Source organism: Gordonia oryzae (assembly GCF_003797185.1).
Taxonomy (GTDB): domain Bacteria; phylum Actinomycetota; class Actinomycetes; order Mycobacteriales; family Mycobacteriaceae; genus Gordonia; species Gordonia oryzae.
This window is the reverse complement of the sequence record NZ_RKMH01000014.1, coordinates 70,074-86,063: the sequence shown is the minus strand read 5'-3', so window position 1 is coordinate 86,063 and position 15,990 is coordinate 70,074. Positions and strand designations below refer to the sequence as shown.

The 15,990-nt window shown below is 65.7% G+C and carries 18 protein-coding genes and 1 riboswitch; of the genes, 13 read left to right on the top strand and 5 right to left on the bottom strand.

What is annotated here, in order from left to right; translation table 11 throughout:
• Positions 1 to 303 precede the first annotated feature (303 nt).
• From EF294_RS17225 to EF294_RS17210, 4 genes are all read left to right on the top strand, one after another.
• Positions 304 to 1,299: a hypothetical protein gene (locus tag EF294_RS17225; RefSeq protein WP_123932206.1), complete on the top strand. Its 996-nt coding sequence runs from the start codon at positions 304 to 306 to the stop codon at positions 1,297 to 1,299.
• Between the two features lie 83 nt (positions 1,300 to 1,382).
• The gene (locus tag EF294_RS17220; RefSeq protein WP_185091135.1) at positions 1,383 to 3,824 is read left to right on the top strand and encodes a Tex family protein; all 2,442 of its coding nucleotides are present in this window, start codon (positions 1,383 to 1,385) and stop codon (positions 3,822 to 3,824) included.
• 7 nt (positions 3,825 to 3,831) lie between these two features.
• On the top strand, positions 3,832 to 4,317 hold the full coding sequence (locus EF294_RS17215; protein WP_123932204.1) for an NUDIX hydrolase: 486 nt from the start codon (positions 3,832 to 3,834) through the stop codon (positions 4,315 to 4,317).
• Positions 4,293 to 5,102 carry a shikimate 5-dehydrogenase gene (locus tag EF294_RS17210; protein ID WP_123932203.1) on the top strand — a complete coding sequence of 270 codons (810 nt, stop codon included), beginning with the start codon at positions 4,293 to 4,295 and terminating at the stop codon, positions 5,100 to 5,102. Before EF294_RS17215 ends, EF294_RS17210 begins: the two co-directional genes overlap by 25 nt.
• A gap of 191 nt (positions 5,103 to 5,293) precedes the next feature.
• Here EF294_RS17210 and EF294_RS17205 read toward each other — a convergent pair whose 3' ends face one another.
• Both EF294_RS17205 and EF294_RS17200 read right to left on the bottom strand, forming a co-directional pair.
• Complete coding sequence (locus EF294_RS17205) at positions 5,294 to 5,671, bottom strand: hypothetical protein (RefSeq protein WP_123932202.1); 378 nt, start codon at positions 5,669 to 5,671, stop codon at positions 5,294 to 5,296.
• A gap of 259 nt (positions 5,672 to 5,930) precedes the next feature.
• Positions 5,931 to 6,359, bottom strand: a complete 429-nt coding sequence (locus EF294_RS17200) for a hypothetical protein (protein ID WP_123932201.1) — start codon at positions 6,357 to 6,359, stop codon at positions 5,931 to 5,933.
• A 105-nt stretch (positions 6,360 to 6,464) separates the two neighbouring features.
• On the opposite strand from EF294_RS17200, the gene EF294_RS17195 reads away from it, so the two are divergent.
• Both EF294_RS17195 and mug read left to right on the top strand, forming a co-directional pair.
• The gene (locus tag EF294_RS17195) at positions 6,465 to 6,815 is read left to right on the top strand and encodes a VOC family protein (RefSeq protein ID WP_123932200.1); all 351 of its coding nucleotides are present in this window, start codon (positions 6,465 to 6,467) and stop codon (positions 6,813 to 6,815) included.
• A 19-nt stretch (positions 6,816 to 6,834) separates the two neighbouring features.
• Positions 6,835 to 7,413, top strand: a complete 579-nt coding sequence (gene mug / locus EF294_RS17190; RefSeq protein ID WP_123932199.1) for a G/U mismatch-specific DNA glycosylase — start codon at positions 6,835 to 6,837, stop codon at positions 7,411 to 7,413.
• Between the two features lie 20 nt (positions 7,414 to 7,433).
• Here the strand turns inward: mug and EF294_RS17185 are convergent, their stop codons facing one another.
• The 3 genes from EF294_RS17185 to EF294_RS22220 form a co-directional block, all read right to left on the bottom strand.
• Positions 7,434 to 7,733: a DUF503 domain-containing protein gene (locus tag EF294_RS17185; protein WP_123932198.1), complete on the bottom strand. Its 300-nt coding sequence runs from the start codon at positions 7,731 to 7,733 to the stop codon at positions 7,434 to 7,436.
• 51 nt (positions 7,734 to 7,784) lie between these two features.
• A complete protein-coding gene (gene ppk2, locus EF294_RS17180) occupies positions 7,785 to 8,615 on the bottom strand; it encodes a polyphosphate kinase 2 (protein WP_123932197.1) in 831 nt (276 codons plus the stop codon).
• A gap of 124 nt (positions 8,616 to 8,739) precedes the next feature.
• Positions 8,740 to 8,901, bottom strand: a complete 162-nt coding sequence (locus tag EF294_RS22220; protein WP_246007927.1) for a hypothetical protein — start codon at positions 8,899 to 8,901, stop codon at positions 8,740 to 8,742.
• 247 nt (positions 8,902 to 9,148) lie between these two features.
• Here EF294_RS22220 and secA2 point away from each other — a divergent pair, with 247 nt between their 5' ends.
• The 7 genes from secA2 to EF294_RS17140 all read left to right on the top strand — a co-directional run bounded on the left by secA2 (position 9,149) and on the right by EF294_RS17140 (position 15,770).
• The gene (gene secA2 / locus EF294_RS17170) at positions 9,149 to 11,650 is read left to right on the top strand and encodes an accessory Sec system translocase SecA2 (protein WP_123932196.1); all 2,502 of its coding nucleotides are present in this window, start codon (positions 9,149 to 9,151) and stop codon (positions 11,648 to 11,650) included.
• On the top strand, positions 11,647 to 12,291 hold the full coding sequence (locus tag EF294_RS17165) for a CDP-alcohol phosphatidyltransferase family protein (RefSeq protein ID WP_123932195.1): 645 nt from the start codon (positions 11,647 to 11,649) through the stop codon (positions 12,289 to 12,291). Before secA2 ends, EF294_RS17165 begins: the two co-directional genes overlap by 4 nt.
• Positions 12,292 to 12,319: 28 nt before the next feature.
• Positions 12,320 to 12,724, top strand: a complete 405-nt coding sequence (gene gcvH / locus EF294_RS17160) for a glycine cleavage system protein GcvH (RefSeq protein ID WP_123932194.1) — start codon at positions 12,320 to 12,322, stop codon at positions 12,722 to 12,724.
• A gap of 322 nt (positions 12,725 to 13,046) precedes the next feature.
• Positions 13,047 to 13,496 carry a glycogen accumulation regulator GarA gene (garA, locus tag EF294_RS17155; protein WP_123932232.1) on the top strand — a complete coding sequence of 150 codons (450 nt, stop codon included), beginning with the start codon at positions 13,047 to 13,049 and terminating at the stop codon, positions 13,494 to 13,496.
• Positions 13,497 to 13,539: 43 nt separating this feature from the next.
• Positions 13,540 to 14,226, top strand: coding sequence for a transcriptional regulator FtsR (gene ftsR / locus EF294_RS17150; RefSeq protein WP_123932193.1), 687 nt, complete (start codon positions 13,540 to 13,542; stop codon positions 14,224 to 14,226).
• A 141-nt stretch (positions 14,227 to 14,367) separates the two neighbouring features.
• Positions 14,368 to 14,868, top strand: a complete 501-nt coding sequence (locus EF294_RS17145; RefSeq protein ID WP_123932192.1) for a bifunctional nuclease family protein — start codon at positions 14,368 to 14,370, stop codon at positions 14,866 to 14,868.
• A 284-nt stretch (positions 14,869 to 15,152) separates the two neighbouring features.
• Entirely contained in the window at positions 15,153 to 15,770 is a 618-nt protein-coding gene (locus tag EF294_RS17140) for a MerR family transcriptional regulator (protein ID WP_123932191.1), read from the top strand.
• 56 nt (positions 15,771 to 15,826) lie between these two features.
• A riboswitch (glycine riboswitch) is annotated at positions 15,827 to 15,942 on the top strand.
• The last annotated feature ends 48 nt before the right edge of the window (positions 15,943 to 15,990 follow it).

Here is a 15,990-nt window from a genome sequence, read left to right as displayed (position 1 = left end):
GCGGTCGGCTGGGCCGTCGAACGGCATCGCCCAGGTCGGTTCGTCGGCGATCGTCTGCCTATTCCTGATCGACCCGCGCCACACCGTGGAGATCGGCGCCGGAGACCTTCAGCGCCACCGGCGAGCTCGCGCAGGTGGCAATTGCCCAGAGGCTGCAGTCACTGTTTCAAGGAATCTGTCGCTGACCGTGAATGACGACACCGACAGATGGCGCACACCACGACCGCGCCGACATCGGGGGGCAGGGCTGTTGGCGCATGCGTTGCACGGTCACGGCGATGACCGGTGTGACACCCTGGTGAGATGACCGACGATCTCGCCGCGCGCCTGCTCGAGGCTCAGATCACTTTCACCATGCGCGAACTGCGCGACCCTCACTCGTACGGTCAACTCGTGCTAGAGCAGGTCGATGCCTTTCTCGGCGACGTGTCCCGGTTGACCCTCGACGACGTCATCACCCCTGACCTGATCAAGCTGACCGCCCACAAGTACACCGTGCAGATGCCCGTGGAGGGCTCGATCCCGGAGTTGGTCGGTGAGATCGCTGCTCGCCTGTACCGCCATCGCGTCAACGACGAGACCACAATGACCGAGGTGCTCGACGCGCGGCATGCCGACGAATTGTTCACCGCGATCGCCGAGACCGGCATCGCTCGCCGGATCGCCGCGGAGATAGCCACCAGCCCGGCCGCGGTCGATGCCTGCGTCGACGTGGTGTCGCACGCCTTCGACGACGCAGTCGCCGACAGGCGCGCGATGGCCGGCTCCCAGGGCGTGGCCGCCTCCGTCGTCCGCGGGGTCACCCGGCTCGCAAGTCCGCTCGTGCCGGTAGTGGCCTCGGCGCTGACGATGGTGACCCGTCGGGGCGTGAGCCACATGCTGGCCGCGGCCAAGGATGACGGCGACGCCATCCTGCTCGACGCGGCGCGCGAACTGTGGCGGTTGCGCTCGGGCGACTCGGTCGGCTGGTGGCGCGAACTGGTGACCGCCGAGGACATAGACGACCTCGTCGTCGTACTCTTTGAATTCTGGAAGTCCTTCCGCGACACCGACTATTTCCGCGCGCTTCTCGACGAGGGCATCGACCACGTCTTCGACAAGTACGGTGCGGCGACGCTGGTCGACCTGCTGGCCGACCTCGGTATCGGTCGAGCGGATCTGATCGAGGAGGGGCTGCGCTTTGGTCCGGCGGTGATGTCGCGGCTCGACGAGCGCGGCATGCTCGAGCCGGTGATACGCCGACAATTCGAACCGTTCTACCGCTCCGAGGAGTTTCGCGGGGCGATCAAGGCGACCTAAGCGGTCGGTGACGACCGACCCACGACCCGGTGACCCGACACGCATGTGCCTGACCCGACTGGCCGTCGGACCTCTTCGGTAGGGTGCACCGGGTGAGTTCGAGCGCACCGGCAATACCCGGAGTCAAGACCGTCAACGCACGTCTGGCCGAAGAACTGGCCGTCGGAGAGCACCAGGTCGCCGCAGCGGTTGCGCTGCTCGACGAGGGCTCGACGGTCCCGTTCATCGCGCGATACCGCAAGGAGGTGACCGGCAGCCTCGACGATGCGCAACTGCGTCAACTCGACGAACGGCTGCGATACGTGCGGGAACTCGACGAGCGCCGGGCTGCCGTGCTGGCCTCCATCTCCGAGCAGGGCAAGCTGACCAACGAACTGAAAGCCGCGCTCGTCGCCGCCGATACCAAGTCGCGCGTCGAGGACATCTACCTGCCTTACAAGCCCAAGCGCCGCACTAAGGCCCAGATCGCCCGAGAGGCCGGCCTCGAGCCGCTGGCCCTGCGACTGCTCGATGATCCCACCCTCGTCCCGGAGGACGTGGCGGCCGGATTCGTCGGCCCGGCGGACGGGGATTCCGCGGGAGTCGCCGACGCCGCGGCAGCCCTGGAAGGCGCACGCCACATTCTCATCGAACGGGCCGCAGAGGACGCCGAACTGGTGGGCGCCATCCGCGAGAAGCTGTGGTCGCAGGGCGCGCTGCGGACCGCGCCGCGCTCCGAGGTGGTTGCGAAAACTCCTGCCGGACAAAAGTTCCGCGACTATTTCGAGTTCTCCGAGCCGTTGGAGAAGATGCCCTCGCATCGGGTGCTCGCCGTGCTGCGGGGTGAGAAGGAGGACGTACTCTCGCTCGATTTCGATGCCGGCGAGGACGACGAGTACGAGTCGATGGTCGCGGCTACGCTCGGTGTCGACCGGTCGCATCCGGGCCCGGCAACCCCGTGGTTGTCGCAGACCGTGCGCTGGGCATGGCGGACCAAACTGATGGTATCGGCGGCCGTGGACGCCCGCGTCCGACTGCGTCAGCGCGCCGAGCAGGACGCCGTCGCGGTGTTCGCGACCAACCTGAAGGACCTGCTGCTGGCCGCACCGGCCGGTGCGCGCACCACCCTCGGCCTCGACCCGGGATTCCGGACCGGGGTGAAGGTCGCGGTGGTCGACGCCACCGGCAAGGTGCTCGACACGTGTGCGATCTATCCGCATCAGCCGCAGAAGCAGTGGGATCAGGCCAAGGCGACGCTCGGTGCGCTCATCGCACGTCATCAGGTGGAGTTGATCGCGATCGGCAACGGTACCGCGTCCCGCGAAACCGATGCACTGGCAGACGAACTCATCGCCGACATCAAATCAGCCGGTGCTGCGGCGCCAACCAAGGCGATGGTCAGCGAAGCCGGCGCATCGGTGTACTCGGCCTCGGAGTACGCCTCACGCGAACTCCCGGCCCTCGACGTGTCGTTGCGCGGCGCGGTCTCGATCGCCCGACGACTGCAGGATCCGTTGGCCGAACTGGTCAAGATCGAGCCGAAATCGATCGGTGTCGGCCAGTATCAGCACGACGTCACCCCCGGCACGCTGGCGCGGAGTCTGGACGCGGTGGTCGAGGATGCCGTCAACGCGGTCGGCGTGGACCTCAACACCGCTTCGGTCCCGCTGCTCGCCAAGGTGTCCGGAGTGACGCAGACGCTTGCCGAGGCGATCGTCACCCACCGTGATTCGGTCGGTGCGTTCCGCAATCGCAGTGCGCTGCTCGATGTTCCGAGACTCGGGCCCAAGGCATTCGAGCAATGCGCGGGCTTCCTGCGCATCCGCGATGGCGACGACCCGCTCGACGGTTCGGGGGTGCACCCGGAGACCTACCCGGTGGTGCGTCGAATTCTGGATCGTTCGGGCATCGGCCTCGCCGAATTGATCGGTAACGAACGCACCCTGCGGTCCCTGCGCCCGGCCGAATTCGCCGACGAGCGTTTCGGTGTGCCGACGGTGACCGACATCCTCGCCGAGTTGGAAAAGCCTGGACGTGACCCGCGTCCGGCCTTTACCACCGCCACCTTCGCCGACGGCATCGAGAAAATCTCCGACCTCTCGCCGGGCATGGTGCTCGAAGGGGTCGTCACCAACGTCGCCGCATTCGGCGCGTTTGTCGATGTCGGCGTCCATCAGGACGGGCTCGTGCACGTTTCGGCGATGTCGGATCGTTTCGTGTCCGATCCCCACGAGGTCGTGCGTTCGGGGCAGGTTGTCCGGGTCAAGGTTCTTGAGGTCGATGTCGAACGGCAACGGATCGGGCTCACGCTTCGCCTGCAGGACGAAGTCTCCGGTGGTGGTGCCCGACGCGGCGCGGCGAAGGACGGAGCCAAGATCGGGGGAGTCAAATCGCAATCTCGACATGCTCAGTCCGGCACCAAGAACGACCGCCGCGAGGGCAGACCGCAAGACGACGGCCGGCGCACCGGCAACTCGCGGCGACGCGAGGCGGCTCCCAATGGCTCGATGGCGCAGGCCTTGCGGGACGCGGGCTTCGGACGCTGAGAATCTGGTGACCGATGATCGGGTGATCACCGTCAGTGCGGTTGTACTGCGCGACGAATCGGGTGCTCTGCTGGTCGTGCGCAAGGTCGGCAGCTCCCGGTTCATGTTGCCCGGCGGCAAACCCGAGCCCGGAGAGGATCCGCGCACGACCGCGATTCGTGAGTGCGTTGAGGAAATCGGTGTGCAGTTGCCCGGCGAAGATCTGACCGAGCTTGGGACCTTCACTGCTGCCGCGGCGAACGAAGCCGGATTCGCAGTGCGCGCCACCGTCTTCGAGTACCGTCGCGTCGTTCGCCACGCCACTGCGGCGGCCGAGATCGCCGAACTGCGATGGCTGCCTCTCGACGACGCGGGGAGTACACACACCGCGAACACGTCGGTCCCGTTGGCGCCTCTGCTCGTCGAGCACGTGATCCCTGCCCTGCGCGGCCGGGATCGTGCGTCGGGCGGCGACGATAGTCTGAACCGATGCCGATCCTCAACAAGGACATGACCTTGTGTATCTCGCTGGCCGGCCGACCGTCGAACATCGGGACGCGCTTTCACAACTATCTCTATGACGAACTCGGCCTGAACTTCATCTACAAGGCGTTCACGACCGACGACATCGCCGGAGCGATCGGTGGCGTGCGAGCCCTGGGGATTCGCGGGTGCTCGGTGTCGATGCCGTTCAAGGAGGCGGTCATCCCGCTTGTCGACGAGATCGAGGAGTCGGCGTCGGTGATCGAATCGGTTAACACGATCGTCAACGACAGTGGTCGGCTGATCGCCTCGAACACCGACGTGGAGGCGGTGTCGGCGCTCCTCGGGAGCCACGAGCTCGATCGGGACGCAGCGGTGCTGGTGCAGGGCTCGGGTGGGATGGCGAGGGCCGTCGTCGGGGCGTTCCGCAGTGCCGGGTTCGGCGACCTCACCCTTGCGGCGCGCAACGAGTCCGCTGGCTCAGCGCTCGCCGACCAATACGGGTACCGCCACATCACTGCTCCCACACCGGGCGCCGACATCATCGTGAACGTGACACCGTTGGGAATGACCGGTGCCGATGCGGACGCGCAGGCGTTCGACGATGCCACGATTGCCGCTGCCGCAACGGTGTTCGACGTGGTTGCCTTCCCGTCGGAGACGCCGCTGATAACTGCCGCCCGGGCGGCAAGAAAGCAGGTCATCACCGGAGCCGAGGTGATCGCGCTCCAGGCGGCCGGGCAGTTCGAGAAGTACACCCGAGTCGCGCTGACCGCAGAGCAGGTCGCTCGGGCGGCGGAGTTCTCTCGCAGCTGACGGTCCTCATCGCTGATCGGATCTCGCGAACGTATCCAAGCAGACATCTCTTTCGTGATCGCCACCGTGTCCTCGACGCTTCGCACCTGACGGAATTGTCTCGGCAGCACCGCACACCACTTGTGTCACACTCATCGTTGTCCTCGCACACGGTGTAGCTGTGTCAGCACCAACGCCGGGCGAGCCACGATTCATGAACAATCGACTTGTTCGACGTGCGCGAGTAGCGACGGTCGCGATCGTCGAGTCGATAGCACGCTGGTGGGCGGTGGCATTCGCGCCCGAGCAAGCGCCGCGAACGCAGGACCTTGTGGCATCGGCGGCACCCCGGACACCCGGACTTCACCGACTCCCGGAGTAACGACAACCTCATACTGCTGCACTCGGGCCTGGCGAAGATCCCGCACCGACACAGCCGGACACGTGTCGCCGGCGCCGGGTTTGTCGTCGGGTGTGGCGGCGCTGAACAGTCGGCCCAACAGCGTGGTCTCGGAGAGGTCGACGACCTTGTCACCACGACCGGACAGCACCGCGCGGATGGCATAGGCCGTGAAGTCCTTGGCCTGCACGGCCGTGGAGTCCTTGGCCTGCGCGGCGGTTATACCGTTGGCCTGCGCGGCAGTGACGTCGGCGATAGCGGCAACTCCTGGCGCGCGTCGCGACGTCGATGACGATCGGACCGGGGAGGTCTCGGCGTGGATCGTGATCGCGTTCTCGCGGGGTGTGCCGAGCTCCTGGAGATCGGTAAGGGTCGGGAGGAGGAAGCGTGCTCTGGTCCGTCGCTTCGGGTCGTCGCTACGGCTGCCTACTCACTGTCACCACGACGACTCACACGTGCCGATTGTATCTGGTGATCACCGATGGGCCGAGCGCTATGGCCCCGAGAGCTGTGACACGACAACGTAATTCGCGGTCAGCGGTGACCACGGCGCGTTGTGATGTGCTGGTGCGTGCGACCACGTCGACGATCGCGTCATCACCGGACCCGTCGGCGTCGACGACGGTGACCGACGCAGTCGAGGCGATACCTCGCGCCCGGCCCTCGACGACCAGGACGATGTGCACGGGTCCTTCTAACCCTGCGACACCGGAGTCTGCGATATCGGCGAGTCGGTCCCTCAGTCGTTTGGTGGCCCCGCGGCGGTCGCGCCACCATCCGTCGGGCACCGAACCGACGACGTTGGCTGCATCCACGACGAGGACCGGTTGCCGGTCACCGAGGTCTGAGGGGTTGCCGTCGAGGTCGCCAGGTGGCATGACCCATACACTCACGACAGCGCGCGCCGGTCAAGCCGGGTCACACCGTGACCGCCGATCGATCGGTGACTGCGGTATGACCCATCATTCGGCTACGGTCGAGACATGAGCCTCGCCATCGGCATGATCACCATCGATTCGCTGGACCCGGAACGACTCGGCCGCTGGTGGGCCGACGCGGTGGGCGGCACTGTCGTCGCCGAGAACGAGGGCTACTTCGTGATGGTCTCGCTCGGCGAGGGCGCACCGACCTTGGGTTTCCAGAAGGTGGAGGATCCGACACCGGGCAAGAACCGAGTGCACCTCGACCTCGCCGCCGATGACCGAACTGCTCAAGCACAACGACTCGTCGACGCCGGCGCCACACGCATCGGGGAACACGAGATCGACGGATTCGCGTGGATCACCCTGGCCGACCCCTACGGCAACCAGTTCTGCGTCGCCTCGGGGTACTGATCGCCACACACCTCCACCGATGAGCTTTACCAGGGCGCAACTGCTCTCGCACCGCGACGAGCGGATCGACGACCTCCTCGGTCCCGGGTGCCGACTGGTATTCGTGGGGATCAACCCCGGGCTCTGGAGCGCGGCCACCGGCGCACACTTCGCCCGGCCGGGAAATCGCTTCTATCCGGCGCTGCACCGCGCCGGGATCACCGACCATGTGATCGATGCGTCGTCGGGAATGAGCGAGGCCGATCGCGCGGCTCTCCTGAACGCGGGAGTCGGTATCACGAATGTGGTGGAACGGGCCACCGCAGTGGCTGCCGACCTCTCTGCCGACGAATTGCGTGTGGGTGGGCAGCGAGTGCGCTCAACGGTTGCCCGGGTCGCTCCGCGGGCGGTGGCGATCCTGGGAATCACGGCCTACCGCACCGCATTCGGACAGCGCACCGCAGCGCCAGGACGTCAGCCCGATGCTACGGACTGGGCCGGGGCGCAGCTGTGGGTGCTACCCAATCCCAGCGGGCTCAATGCCCACGAAACCGTGGACTCGCTGGCTCGGGCCTATCGAGAGGTTGCCGTGGCCGCCGGGGTCGTCACCGACGCCTGAGACCCCGGGGTCTCGCGGCATTACTCGATGTCGCCTGACTGCAGCACGCGTATCCGGGCGGAGAGCAACTGAACGTCGGGGCGTGCGGCGGCATAGCGTTCCACAGCCTCGAGAATCTCCACTGCGTGCGCCCGGTCCGGGGACACGACGGCAACCCCGATTCCCGTGCGCCGGTGCATCTCACGGTGATCCACCTCGGAGACGGCGACGGCGAACCGCGACTTCATCTCGGCGATGATCGGTCGGATCACCGACCGCTTCTGCTTGAGGGAATGCACATCACCGAGCAAGTAATCGAACTCTGCCACACCGATCCACATCGTTCGGTGATTCTACTCCCACACCTGCACGGGCGCCGCGCAGGTGTGGGGTCACTCCGGCGAGCCGAGCAGGGTGGACACGTGGTCGGGGACGTACTTCGACAACGATCGCGGAGGACGGTGGTAGTTGCCGGTCTCGATGGGATGTTTCGGCAGGTTGACCTTGGGAGTCGGGACCTCGTGATACTCGATGGTCGAGAGCAGATGCGAGATCATGTTGAGGCGCGCATGCTTCTTGATGTCGGATTCGATGACATACCACGGGCAGACCGAGGTGTCCGTGTGCACCATCATCTCGTCCTTGGCGCGGGAGTAGTCCTCCCACCGGTAGACCGACTCGAGATCCATCGGGCTCAACTTCCATTGCCGCACAGGGTCGTTCATCCGTGCTCGGAATCTGCGGAGTTGCTCGTCGTCGGACACCGAGAACCAATACTTGCGCAGAAGGATTCCGTCGTCGATGAGCATCTGCTCGAAGATCGGTGTCTGACGCAGAAAACGCGTGTGTTCCTCGGGGGTGCAGAAACCCATCACCTTCTCAACGCCGGCACGGTTGTACCAGGATCGGTCGAACAGCACTATCTCACCCGGCGCAGGAAGTTGAGCGACGTAGCGCTGGTAATACCACTGTCCCCGTTCACGATCGGTGGGGGCGGGCAGCGCCGCGACCCGCGCGACCCGCGGGCTCAGATATTCGGTCACCCGCTTGATGGTGCCGCCCTTGCCCGCGGCATCGCGCCCCTCGAAGATGACGACGACCCGAGCGCCGGACTCGCGCACCCACTCCTGCAGTTTCACCAGTTCGGTCTGCAACCGGAACAGCTCTGCCTCGTACACTTTGGTCGAGACTTTGATCTTGTCCGGCTTGCCCTTCTTTGCCATACGGGAAGTTTAGGACGCGCTGCGCCCATCCGCCCGACTCGGCGGCGGCAGTTTTCAGGAAAGCGAGAGTTTGGCCACGGCGTCTCCCCTCGAGCGCGGCGACGGAGGCGTCGGCGTCGAGGTGTCAGATCAGCGGTTGGCCGGTGAAATGCGCCCGCCGAGCGGCGGCGACCGCTCGAGGCGGCGGGCACACCATCATCGTCGACGCCGGTGTGCCGTCCGGGAAGTCGGTGATCGCGGAACCGGCTGTTGCCACATCCGGATCGGTCAAGACGGTGAGCGCCACCGCGGCAGCCAGACGACGATGATCGCCGACATGGCGACGGTGCCGGTAGACAGTGCTGTGTCATGACCGTGTGCAGACCGTGAGGACAACCGTGGTCCACGGGTTCTCCGCCTGCCGTCCTCGGCATTTGGCCGACAGTGATCGGCGTGGAGCACTGACCGCGCCACGGTGGGCGTCACGGCGGTGGCAGTGGCCGCGTACCGTGGACGGCGATTCGATCCGGGAACAACTGGTAGGAGAACGCTCGGTGGGAAAGCTGACGAACAGCATGTGGCGTTTGCTGGGGGCACAGAGTTCGCGGAACCAGTCCAAATCGTTGAGCCTGCTCAAGGATGCGGAGGGACACACCGACTGGGCCGCCGACCTCGCCGACGCGGACTTTCGTGTGGAGGCGGAAAAGCTCGACATCGGCGTCGACGGGGGCGATCGCGCGAAGTTCCTCGCCCTCGCCCGCGAGGCCGCCGACCGGTCGCTGGGTCTGCGGCCGTTCGACGTTCAGCTGCAGGGTGCGCTGCGCCTGCTCGACGGCGACGTGATCGAGATGGGTACCGGTGAGGGCAAGACACTCGCCGGTGCGATTGCCGCCATCGGATATGTCCTGGAAGGCCATCGAGTCCATGTCATCTCGGTGAACGACTACCTCGCGACCCGTGACGCGGAGTGGATGGCTCCGCTGTTCGCGGCCTTCGGCATCACCGTGCACGCGGTGTCGGAGAACTCGAATCGTGCCGAGCGCAAGCAGGCCTACGACGGCGACGTCACCTATGGCTCGGTGAACGAGATCGGCTTCGACGTGCTGCGCGATCAGCTCGCGATCCATGCCGACGAACTCGTCTCGCCGACTCCCGACGTCGCGATCATCGACGAGGCGGACTCGGTCCTCGTCGACGAGGCGCTCATCCCGCTCGTCCTCGCCGGAACCGCTGATGTCGAGGTACCCGACCATGCCATCCACGACGTTGTCGCGCGGATGAAGAACAAGCACTACGAGATCGACGTCGAGGGACGCAACGTCTCGCTCACCGACGACGGGGCAGCCTTCGTCGAGGAGGAACTCGGTGGCATCGACCTTTACGATGAAGAGCACGTCGGCACGACCCTGGTCCACGTCAACGTCGCCATGCACGCCCACCACCTTCTTGAGCGCGATGTGCACTACATCGTGCGAGACGGCGGCGTGCACCTGATCAACGCCTCCCGCGGTCGGGTGGCCCAGCTGCAGCGGTGGCCAGACGGTATGCAGGCGGCCGTGGAAACCAAGGAAGGCCTCGCCCAGACCGACTCCGGTGAGGTCATCGACACCATCACCGTTCAGGCGTTGATCGGCCGCTACCCGCAGGTGTGCGGCATGACCGGGACCGCCTTGGCCGCCGGTGAGCAGTTCCGACAGTTCTACGACCTGCGGGTCTCGCAGATCCCACCGAACACCTCCAACATTCGCAAGGATCTGCCGGACCGCGTCTACGACACCAAGGCCAACAAGGTGGAGGCCGTCGTCGCCTACGTCAAAGAGGTGCACGAGACCGGCCAGCCGGTCCTGATCGGTACCCACGACGTCGCCGAGTCCGAAGAACTCGCGTACTTCCTGGAGAAGGCCGGTGTGGGATGCGTGGTGCTCAATGCGAAGAACGATGCCGAGGAGGCAAAGATCATCGCCGAGGCGGGCACGAAGGGCGCCGTCACGGTGTCGACGCAGATGGCCGGACGTGGCACCGACATCCGATTGGGCGGCTCCTCCGACGACGAGACGGCTCGCGAGGAGATCATTGAACTCGGCGGACTGTGCGTGATCGGCACCGGGCGCCACGACACCGAACGTCTCGACAACCAGCTTCGTGGCCGCGCCGGACGTCAGGGCGACCCGGGCATGTCGGTCTTCTTCAGCAGCCTTGAGGACCCTGTCGTCACCAAGAATCTCTCGTTCAAGCGTGATCCCGTCTCGCAGTCCGAGGACGGGTCGATGGGATCGAAGGGAATCGACCTCATCGAGCAGGCCCAACGGGTGGCCGAGGGCGTGATGCTCGAATTGCACGCCAACACCTGGCGCTACAACCAGCTGGTGAATCAGCAGAGGGAGATCGTGGTCAAACGCCGGATGGAGGTGTTGACCACCGACACCGCGCTCAAGGAACTCCGCGATCACGAACCGGAGCGGTATGCCGAGCTCACCGGGACCGCCAAGGCCAAGGATGAGAACACCGGGGCGGATGAGAAGACAGCGGAGGTCGAGGACACTTCAGGGGCCGCGGCGGAGGACAGCGCGAACGAGGACAGCGCGACCGAGGACAGTGTCACCGAGGCCACCACGACCGACGAGGCCACCACGACCGACGAGCCAGACGTGACCCAAGAGAAGTCGCGGTGGATTCCCGTTGAGCCGCTCGCCGCCGACGTGCTCGCGCAGGCGGCCCGCGAGATCATGCTCTACCACCTCGATCGGGAATGGGCCGATCACCTCACCTTTGTCTCCGACGTCCGAGCGAGCATCCACCTGCGGGCGATCGGGCGGGAGAGTCCTCTCGATGAGTTCCACCGGCTCATCCTGGCCGAGTTCTCCGAACTGCCGACACGGGCGATCGACAAGTCTCGCAAGACCTTCCGTGAGGCGGTGATCACTCCGGACGGGGTGGACCTGGGAGCTGCAGACCTGCACCGGTCGACGATGACGTGGACCTACATGGTGCACGACAACCTGTTCGCGTCCGGCGGCGCCAAGACCCTCCAGGGAATCATCGGTATCTTCCGGTGACCGGATCCGGGGCAGAAGACGACGGCGCGGTGACGTCGGCGGCGCCCGGCGTCGACCGTGTCCTCACCGTTCCCAACATGCTCAGTGTGTTGCGGCTGGTCCTCATCCCGGTCTTCATCTGGCTGGTGATCGTCGAGAAGGCCGACGGGTGGGCGTTCGTGGTCCTGTTCGTCTCCGGGGTCACCGACTGGCTCGACGGGAAACTCGCCCGGCTGCTCGGCCAGTCGTCACGGCTCGGCGAACTGCTCGACCCCGCGGCCGATCGCCTCTACATCGTGGTCATCCCTATCTGCTTCGGGCTGCGCGACGTCGTGCCGTGGTGGTTGATCGGCGTCATCATCGCTCGGGACGTCCTGTTGTTTGCGAGCGCGCCGCTCCTGCGATCGCGCGGGCTGGTGGCCCTACCCGTGCTCTACGTCGGCAAGGCCGCGACCTTCGCCCTGATGAGCGCCTTCCCGTGGCTGCTTGCCGGACAACTTGATTCGGTGGTTGGCGCCGTCTGCCATCCGATCGGATGGGCCTTCCTGATCTGGGGGGTCGGAATGTATCTATGGTCGTTCGTGCTCTATTGGGCCCAGACGATCATGGTGATGCGCACGATGCCGCGACTCGACCGGGTCTCCTCGGCCGCAGCGGGTTAAAGTCTCGAACGAACAGAAAGGGGGCACAGTGACCGAAACCAACGTGCCGGCCGAGTTGACCTACACGCCCGAGCACGAATGGGTCCGTCGGGTCTCGCCTACGACCGTGCGGATCGGGATCACCGATTTCGCCCAGGAACAGCTCGGTGACGTCGTCTTCGTGCAGTTGCCCGAGGTCGGGTCGGAGGTGGAGGCCGGGGAATCGTTCGCCGAGGTCGAGTCGACCAAGAGTGTCTCCGACATCTTCGGGCCACTGAACGGGACGATCGCGGCCGTCAACGACGAACTCGAGTCGACGCCGGATCTGGTCAATTCCGAGCCCTACGAAGCGGGCTGGCTCGTGGAGATCGCGGTCGAGGAATCCGCCGAACTCGACGCACAATTGGGCGACCTACTCGACGCCGACGGATACCGGCAGGTCATCGACGGCTGAGCTGGAAGACGGCGGTACCGCGTGGGTTTCGCCACGGGGGACGGCAGCCGGCCCGATCCATCGAATAGGTGGTGGCGTAACGCCCAAACGCTCCCCAACGGTCGTGGTCGGTGGATCCAGACGGCTATGATCAATCGGTGTCTGCCGGTTCTGATGGGTCGGGGTCGGCGCGAAACGGTAGGTTGGTTTCGGGCGTGGACAGGTGCGACCACACCGACGCCCCGTGGGTCGGATGCCCGGTTGCCCGACCCGCTTCGGACGCGGCCGAGCGCCTCGACGGCGCCGCGATCGACAACAGCGCACTTCGGACGACGAAGGAGAGATAGTGAGCGATAACGACAAGGACTTCGAGGCGCCTGTGGAGACCACGTCGGTCTTCCGCGAGGAGTTCATCAACGAACTCGACGCGACCGGCAGCTCGAGTGAGCCCGCCGAGACCGGGGTTGAGCGACTCTCACCCGGCACGGCGCTGCTTGTCGTCAAGCGTGGTCCGAATGCCGGATCTCGGTTCCTGCTCGACCAGGCGACCACGTCCGCGGGCCGCCACCCCGACAGTGACATCTTCCTCGACGACGTCACCGTGAGCCGTCGGCATGCCGAGTTCCGGCTGTCTGACGCCGAGTTCCAGGTCGTCGACGTGGGCAGCCTCAACGGCACCTACGTGAACCGCGAACCGGTCGATACCGCGACGCTGAGCAACGGTGACGAGGTCCAGATCGGCAAGTTCCGGCTCGTGTTCCTCAGCGGCCCGCGCGACGGTTCTGCTTCCTAGGCACGTGCCGGCTTCCCCAGCAGGGCAGCGCGGCGACGGACCGATGTCCATCGGGTCGGTCCTCGCACTGCTGCGCGAGGACTTTCCCGACGTCACGATCTCCAAGATCCGGTTCCTTGAGTCCGAGGGCTTGATCAGTCCGGAGCGGGCGCCGTCGGGCTATCGCAGATTCAGCCAGGCGGACTGCGATCGGTTGCGCTTCGTGCTGACTGCGCAGCGTGATCGCTATCTGCCACTGAAGGTGATCAAGGAACAACTCGACGCGATCGACCACGGAAACGGCGGGTCCTCCGGCAACGGCACGCGATTGCTGTCGTCGGCTCGCTCGGCAGTGGCGCCGGCCACCGACTTCGGTTCCCGCGCAGATCGGGTGTCACGGGAGTCGTTGATCGAACGCACGGGTGTGGACTCCGCGTTCGTGGTCGAACTCCAACGCAGCGGCCTGCTGACCACCGGCCCCGCCGGGTTCTTCGATGAGGACGCGGTGCGATTGGTGGAGGCCGCTGCGGCACTGGCGAGCTACGGCGTCGAGACGCGCCACCTGAGGGCGTTCAAGGTTTCCGCCGACCGTGAGGCAGGGCTGGTCGCCCAGATCGCCAGCCCGATCGCCAAGGGCAAGGGCACCGGTGCCCGTGATCGCGCCGAGGAGTTGGTGCGCGAGATCGCGGCGCTCTCGGTTACCCTGCACACCCAGCTGGTCAAGGCGGCCGTCCGGGGAATCCTGGACTGACGTCGATGTTTCGACGCAGCGGCCCGATCAGCCGGTCAGACCGACTCGACCATCGTGGGCCGGCCGTGCGGTGTAGCGTCGAAAAGGACCCATCGGGTCCGAGAGAATGGGTTTCGTCGTCATCGGGTGGAGGTGCATGACATGAGCGAAATGCGCGTGGTCGGTATCCGTGTTGAGCCGCCACAGAGCCAGCCCGTGTTGTTGCTGCGTGAGATCGACGGCGCACGATATCTGCCGATTTGGATCGGGCAGAGTGAAGCTGCGTCGATTGCGCTGCGGCAGAAGGGGATCGAGCCGCCGAGGCCGTTGACCCACGACCTGATCGTCAACCTCATCGAGGAGTTCGGGCAGACCCTCGTCGAAGTACGCATCGTCGACATGCACGAGGGCACGTTCTACGCCGAGATGGTCTTCGCCAACGACCTCCGGGTGTCGGCACGTCCGTCGGATTCGATCGCGGTCGCCATGCGCGCCGAGGTCCCGATCATCGCCGACGAGGAGGTCCTCGCCGAGGCCGGTCTACTCATCCCGGACGAGGACACCGACGAAGCGCCGACTGAGAAGGACGACGAGGTGGAGAAATTCAAGGAGTTCCTCGACAACGTCTCACCTGATGACTTCAAGGCGAGCGGCGGCGCCTGATCCGCACGAGGTGATCCGCCGCGGAATCGGCGTGAGCGACACATCACGGATCGGCAACCTTCTGGTCTCCGTCTGCCTCCATCTCAAGTAGAGGTTGAGCCTCCTGGCGCGTCGCGTTGATTCGGAGTCGTCGGCAGGCATAGCGTCAGTGCCGGATCGCCGCAGAACATTCGTGGCGAGCAGGACAGTGATCGGCGCGCGGGCGCGTACAGTAGACCACCGAGGGTGGCCGACTATGTGCATGTCCGTCCAACCGGTTCTCAAGGTGTGGCGAGGAGTCTGCAGTGGGCGATCAGCCGATGGACAACGGTGCGAGCGGGGATCGTGGCGCGCCGCGAACGGCGACGCAGGGAAGCCTGGAGGACATCGCTCCCGGCCTGTTCCCCAACGACACGGTGCCCGACGAGCTGATCGGCTACCGCGGCCCGAGCGCCTGCCAGATCGCCGGCATCACCTACCGCCAACTCGACTACTGGGCACGGACATCGCTGGTCGTCCCGTCGATTCGCGGTGCCGCCGGGTCCGGCAGTCAACGGCTCTACTCGTTCAAGGACGTCCTGGTCCTCAAGATCGTCAAACGTCTGCTCGACACTGGGATTTCGCTGCAGAACATCCGCGTCGCTGTTGACCACCTGCGTCAGAGGGGGGTCGAGGACCTCGCGCGGATCACCCTGTTCTCGGACGGTACGACGGTCTATGAGTGCACCTCTGCCGAAGAAGTCGTGGACCTGCTCCAGGGCGGTCAGGGCGTTTTCGGAATCGCGGTGAGCGGCGCCATGCGCGAACTCACCGGCACCATCTCCGACTTCCCCGGTGAACGGGCCGACGGTGGCGTCACCGAAGCCGCTCCGGAGGACGAGCTCGCCGCACGTCGTAAAAGCCGCACGCGCCGCACCGGATAGCCACCTCGTGGCGCACTGCACCCGCCGAGTTACCCGACGGTAGACTGGGTGGGCGCCGCTGCATCACGGGAGAGCGTCGCCGCGCATGCCTCGGAGACGAGGTCACGCGGTGGCCGCCGAAGGAGCAACACCTCTCCGTCAAACTCTCAGGCACCCGGACCGTGATGGACGACGGCGTCTCTGGAAAGTGACGAGCCACTCGTCCGCCCACGGTGAAAGG

Bases quoted from the DNA above. Each gene is read 5' to 3' on its own strand.
- EF294_RS17185 (WP_123932198.1), bottom strand. From the start codon at position 7,733: ATGTGGATCGGTGTGGCAGAGTTCGATTACTTGCTCGGTGATGTGCAT.
- EF294_RS17195 (WP_123932200.1), top strand. From the start codon at position 6,465: ATGAGCCTCGCCATCGGCATGATCACCATCGATTCGCTGGACCCGGAA.
- mug (WP_123932199.1), top strand. From the start codon at position 6,835: ATGAGCTTTACCAGGGCGCAACTGCTCTCGCACCGCGACGAGCGGATC.
- ftsR (WP_123932193.1), top strand. From the start codon at position 13,540: ATGTCCATCGGGTCGGTCCTCGCACTGCTGCGCGAGGACTTTCCCGAC.
- ppk2 (WP_123932197.1), bottom strand. From the start codon at position 8,615: ATGGCAAAGAAGGGCAAGCCGGACAAGATCAAAGTCTCGACCAAAGTG.
- EF294_RS17145 (WP_123932192.1), top strand. From the start codon at position 14,368: ATGAGCGAAATGCGCGTGGTCGGTATCCGTGTTGAGCCGCCACAGAGC.
- EF294_RS17200 (WP_123932201.1), bottom strand. From the start codon at position 6,359: ATGCCACCTGGCGACCTCGACGGCAACCCCTCAGACCTCGGTGACCGG.
- EF294_RS17210 (WP_123932203.1), top strand. From the start codon at position 4,293: ATGCCGATCCTCAACAAGGACATGACCTTGTGTATCTCGCTGGCCGGC.
- EF294_RS17225 (WP_123932206.1), top strand. From the start codon at position 304: ATGACCGACGATCTCGCCGCGCGCCTGCTCGAGGCTCAGATCACTTTC.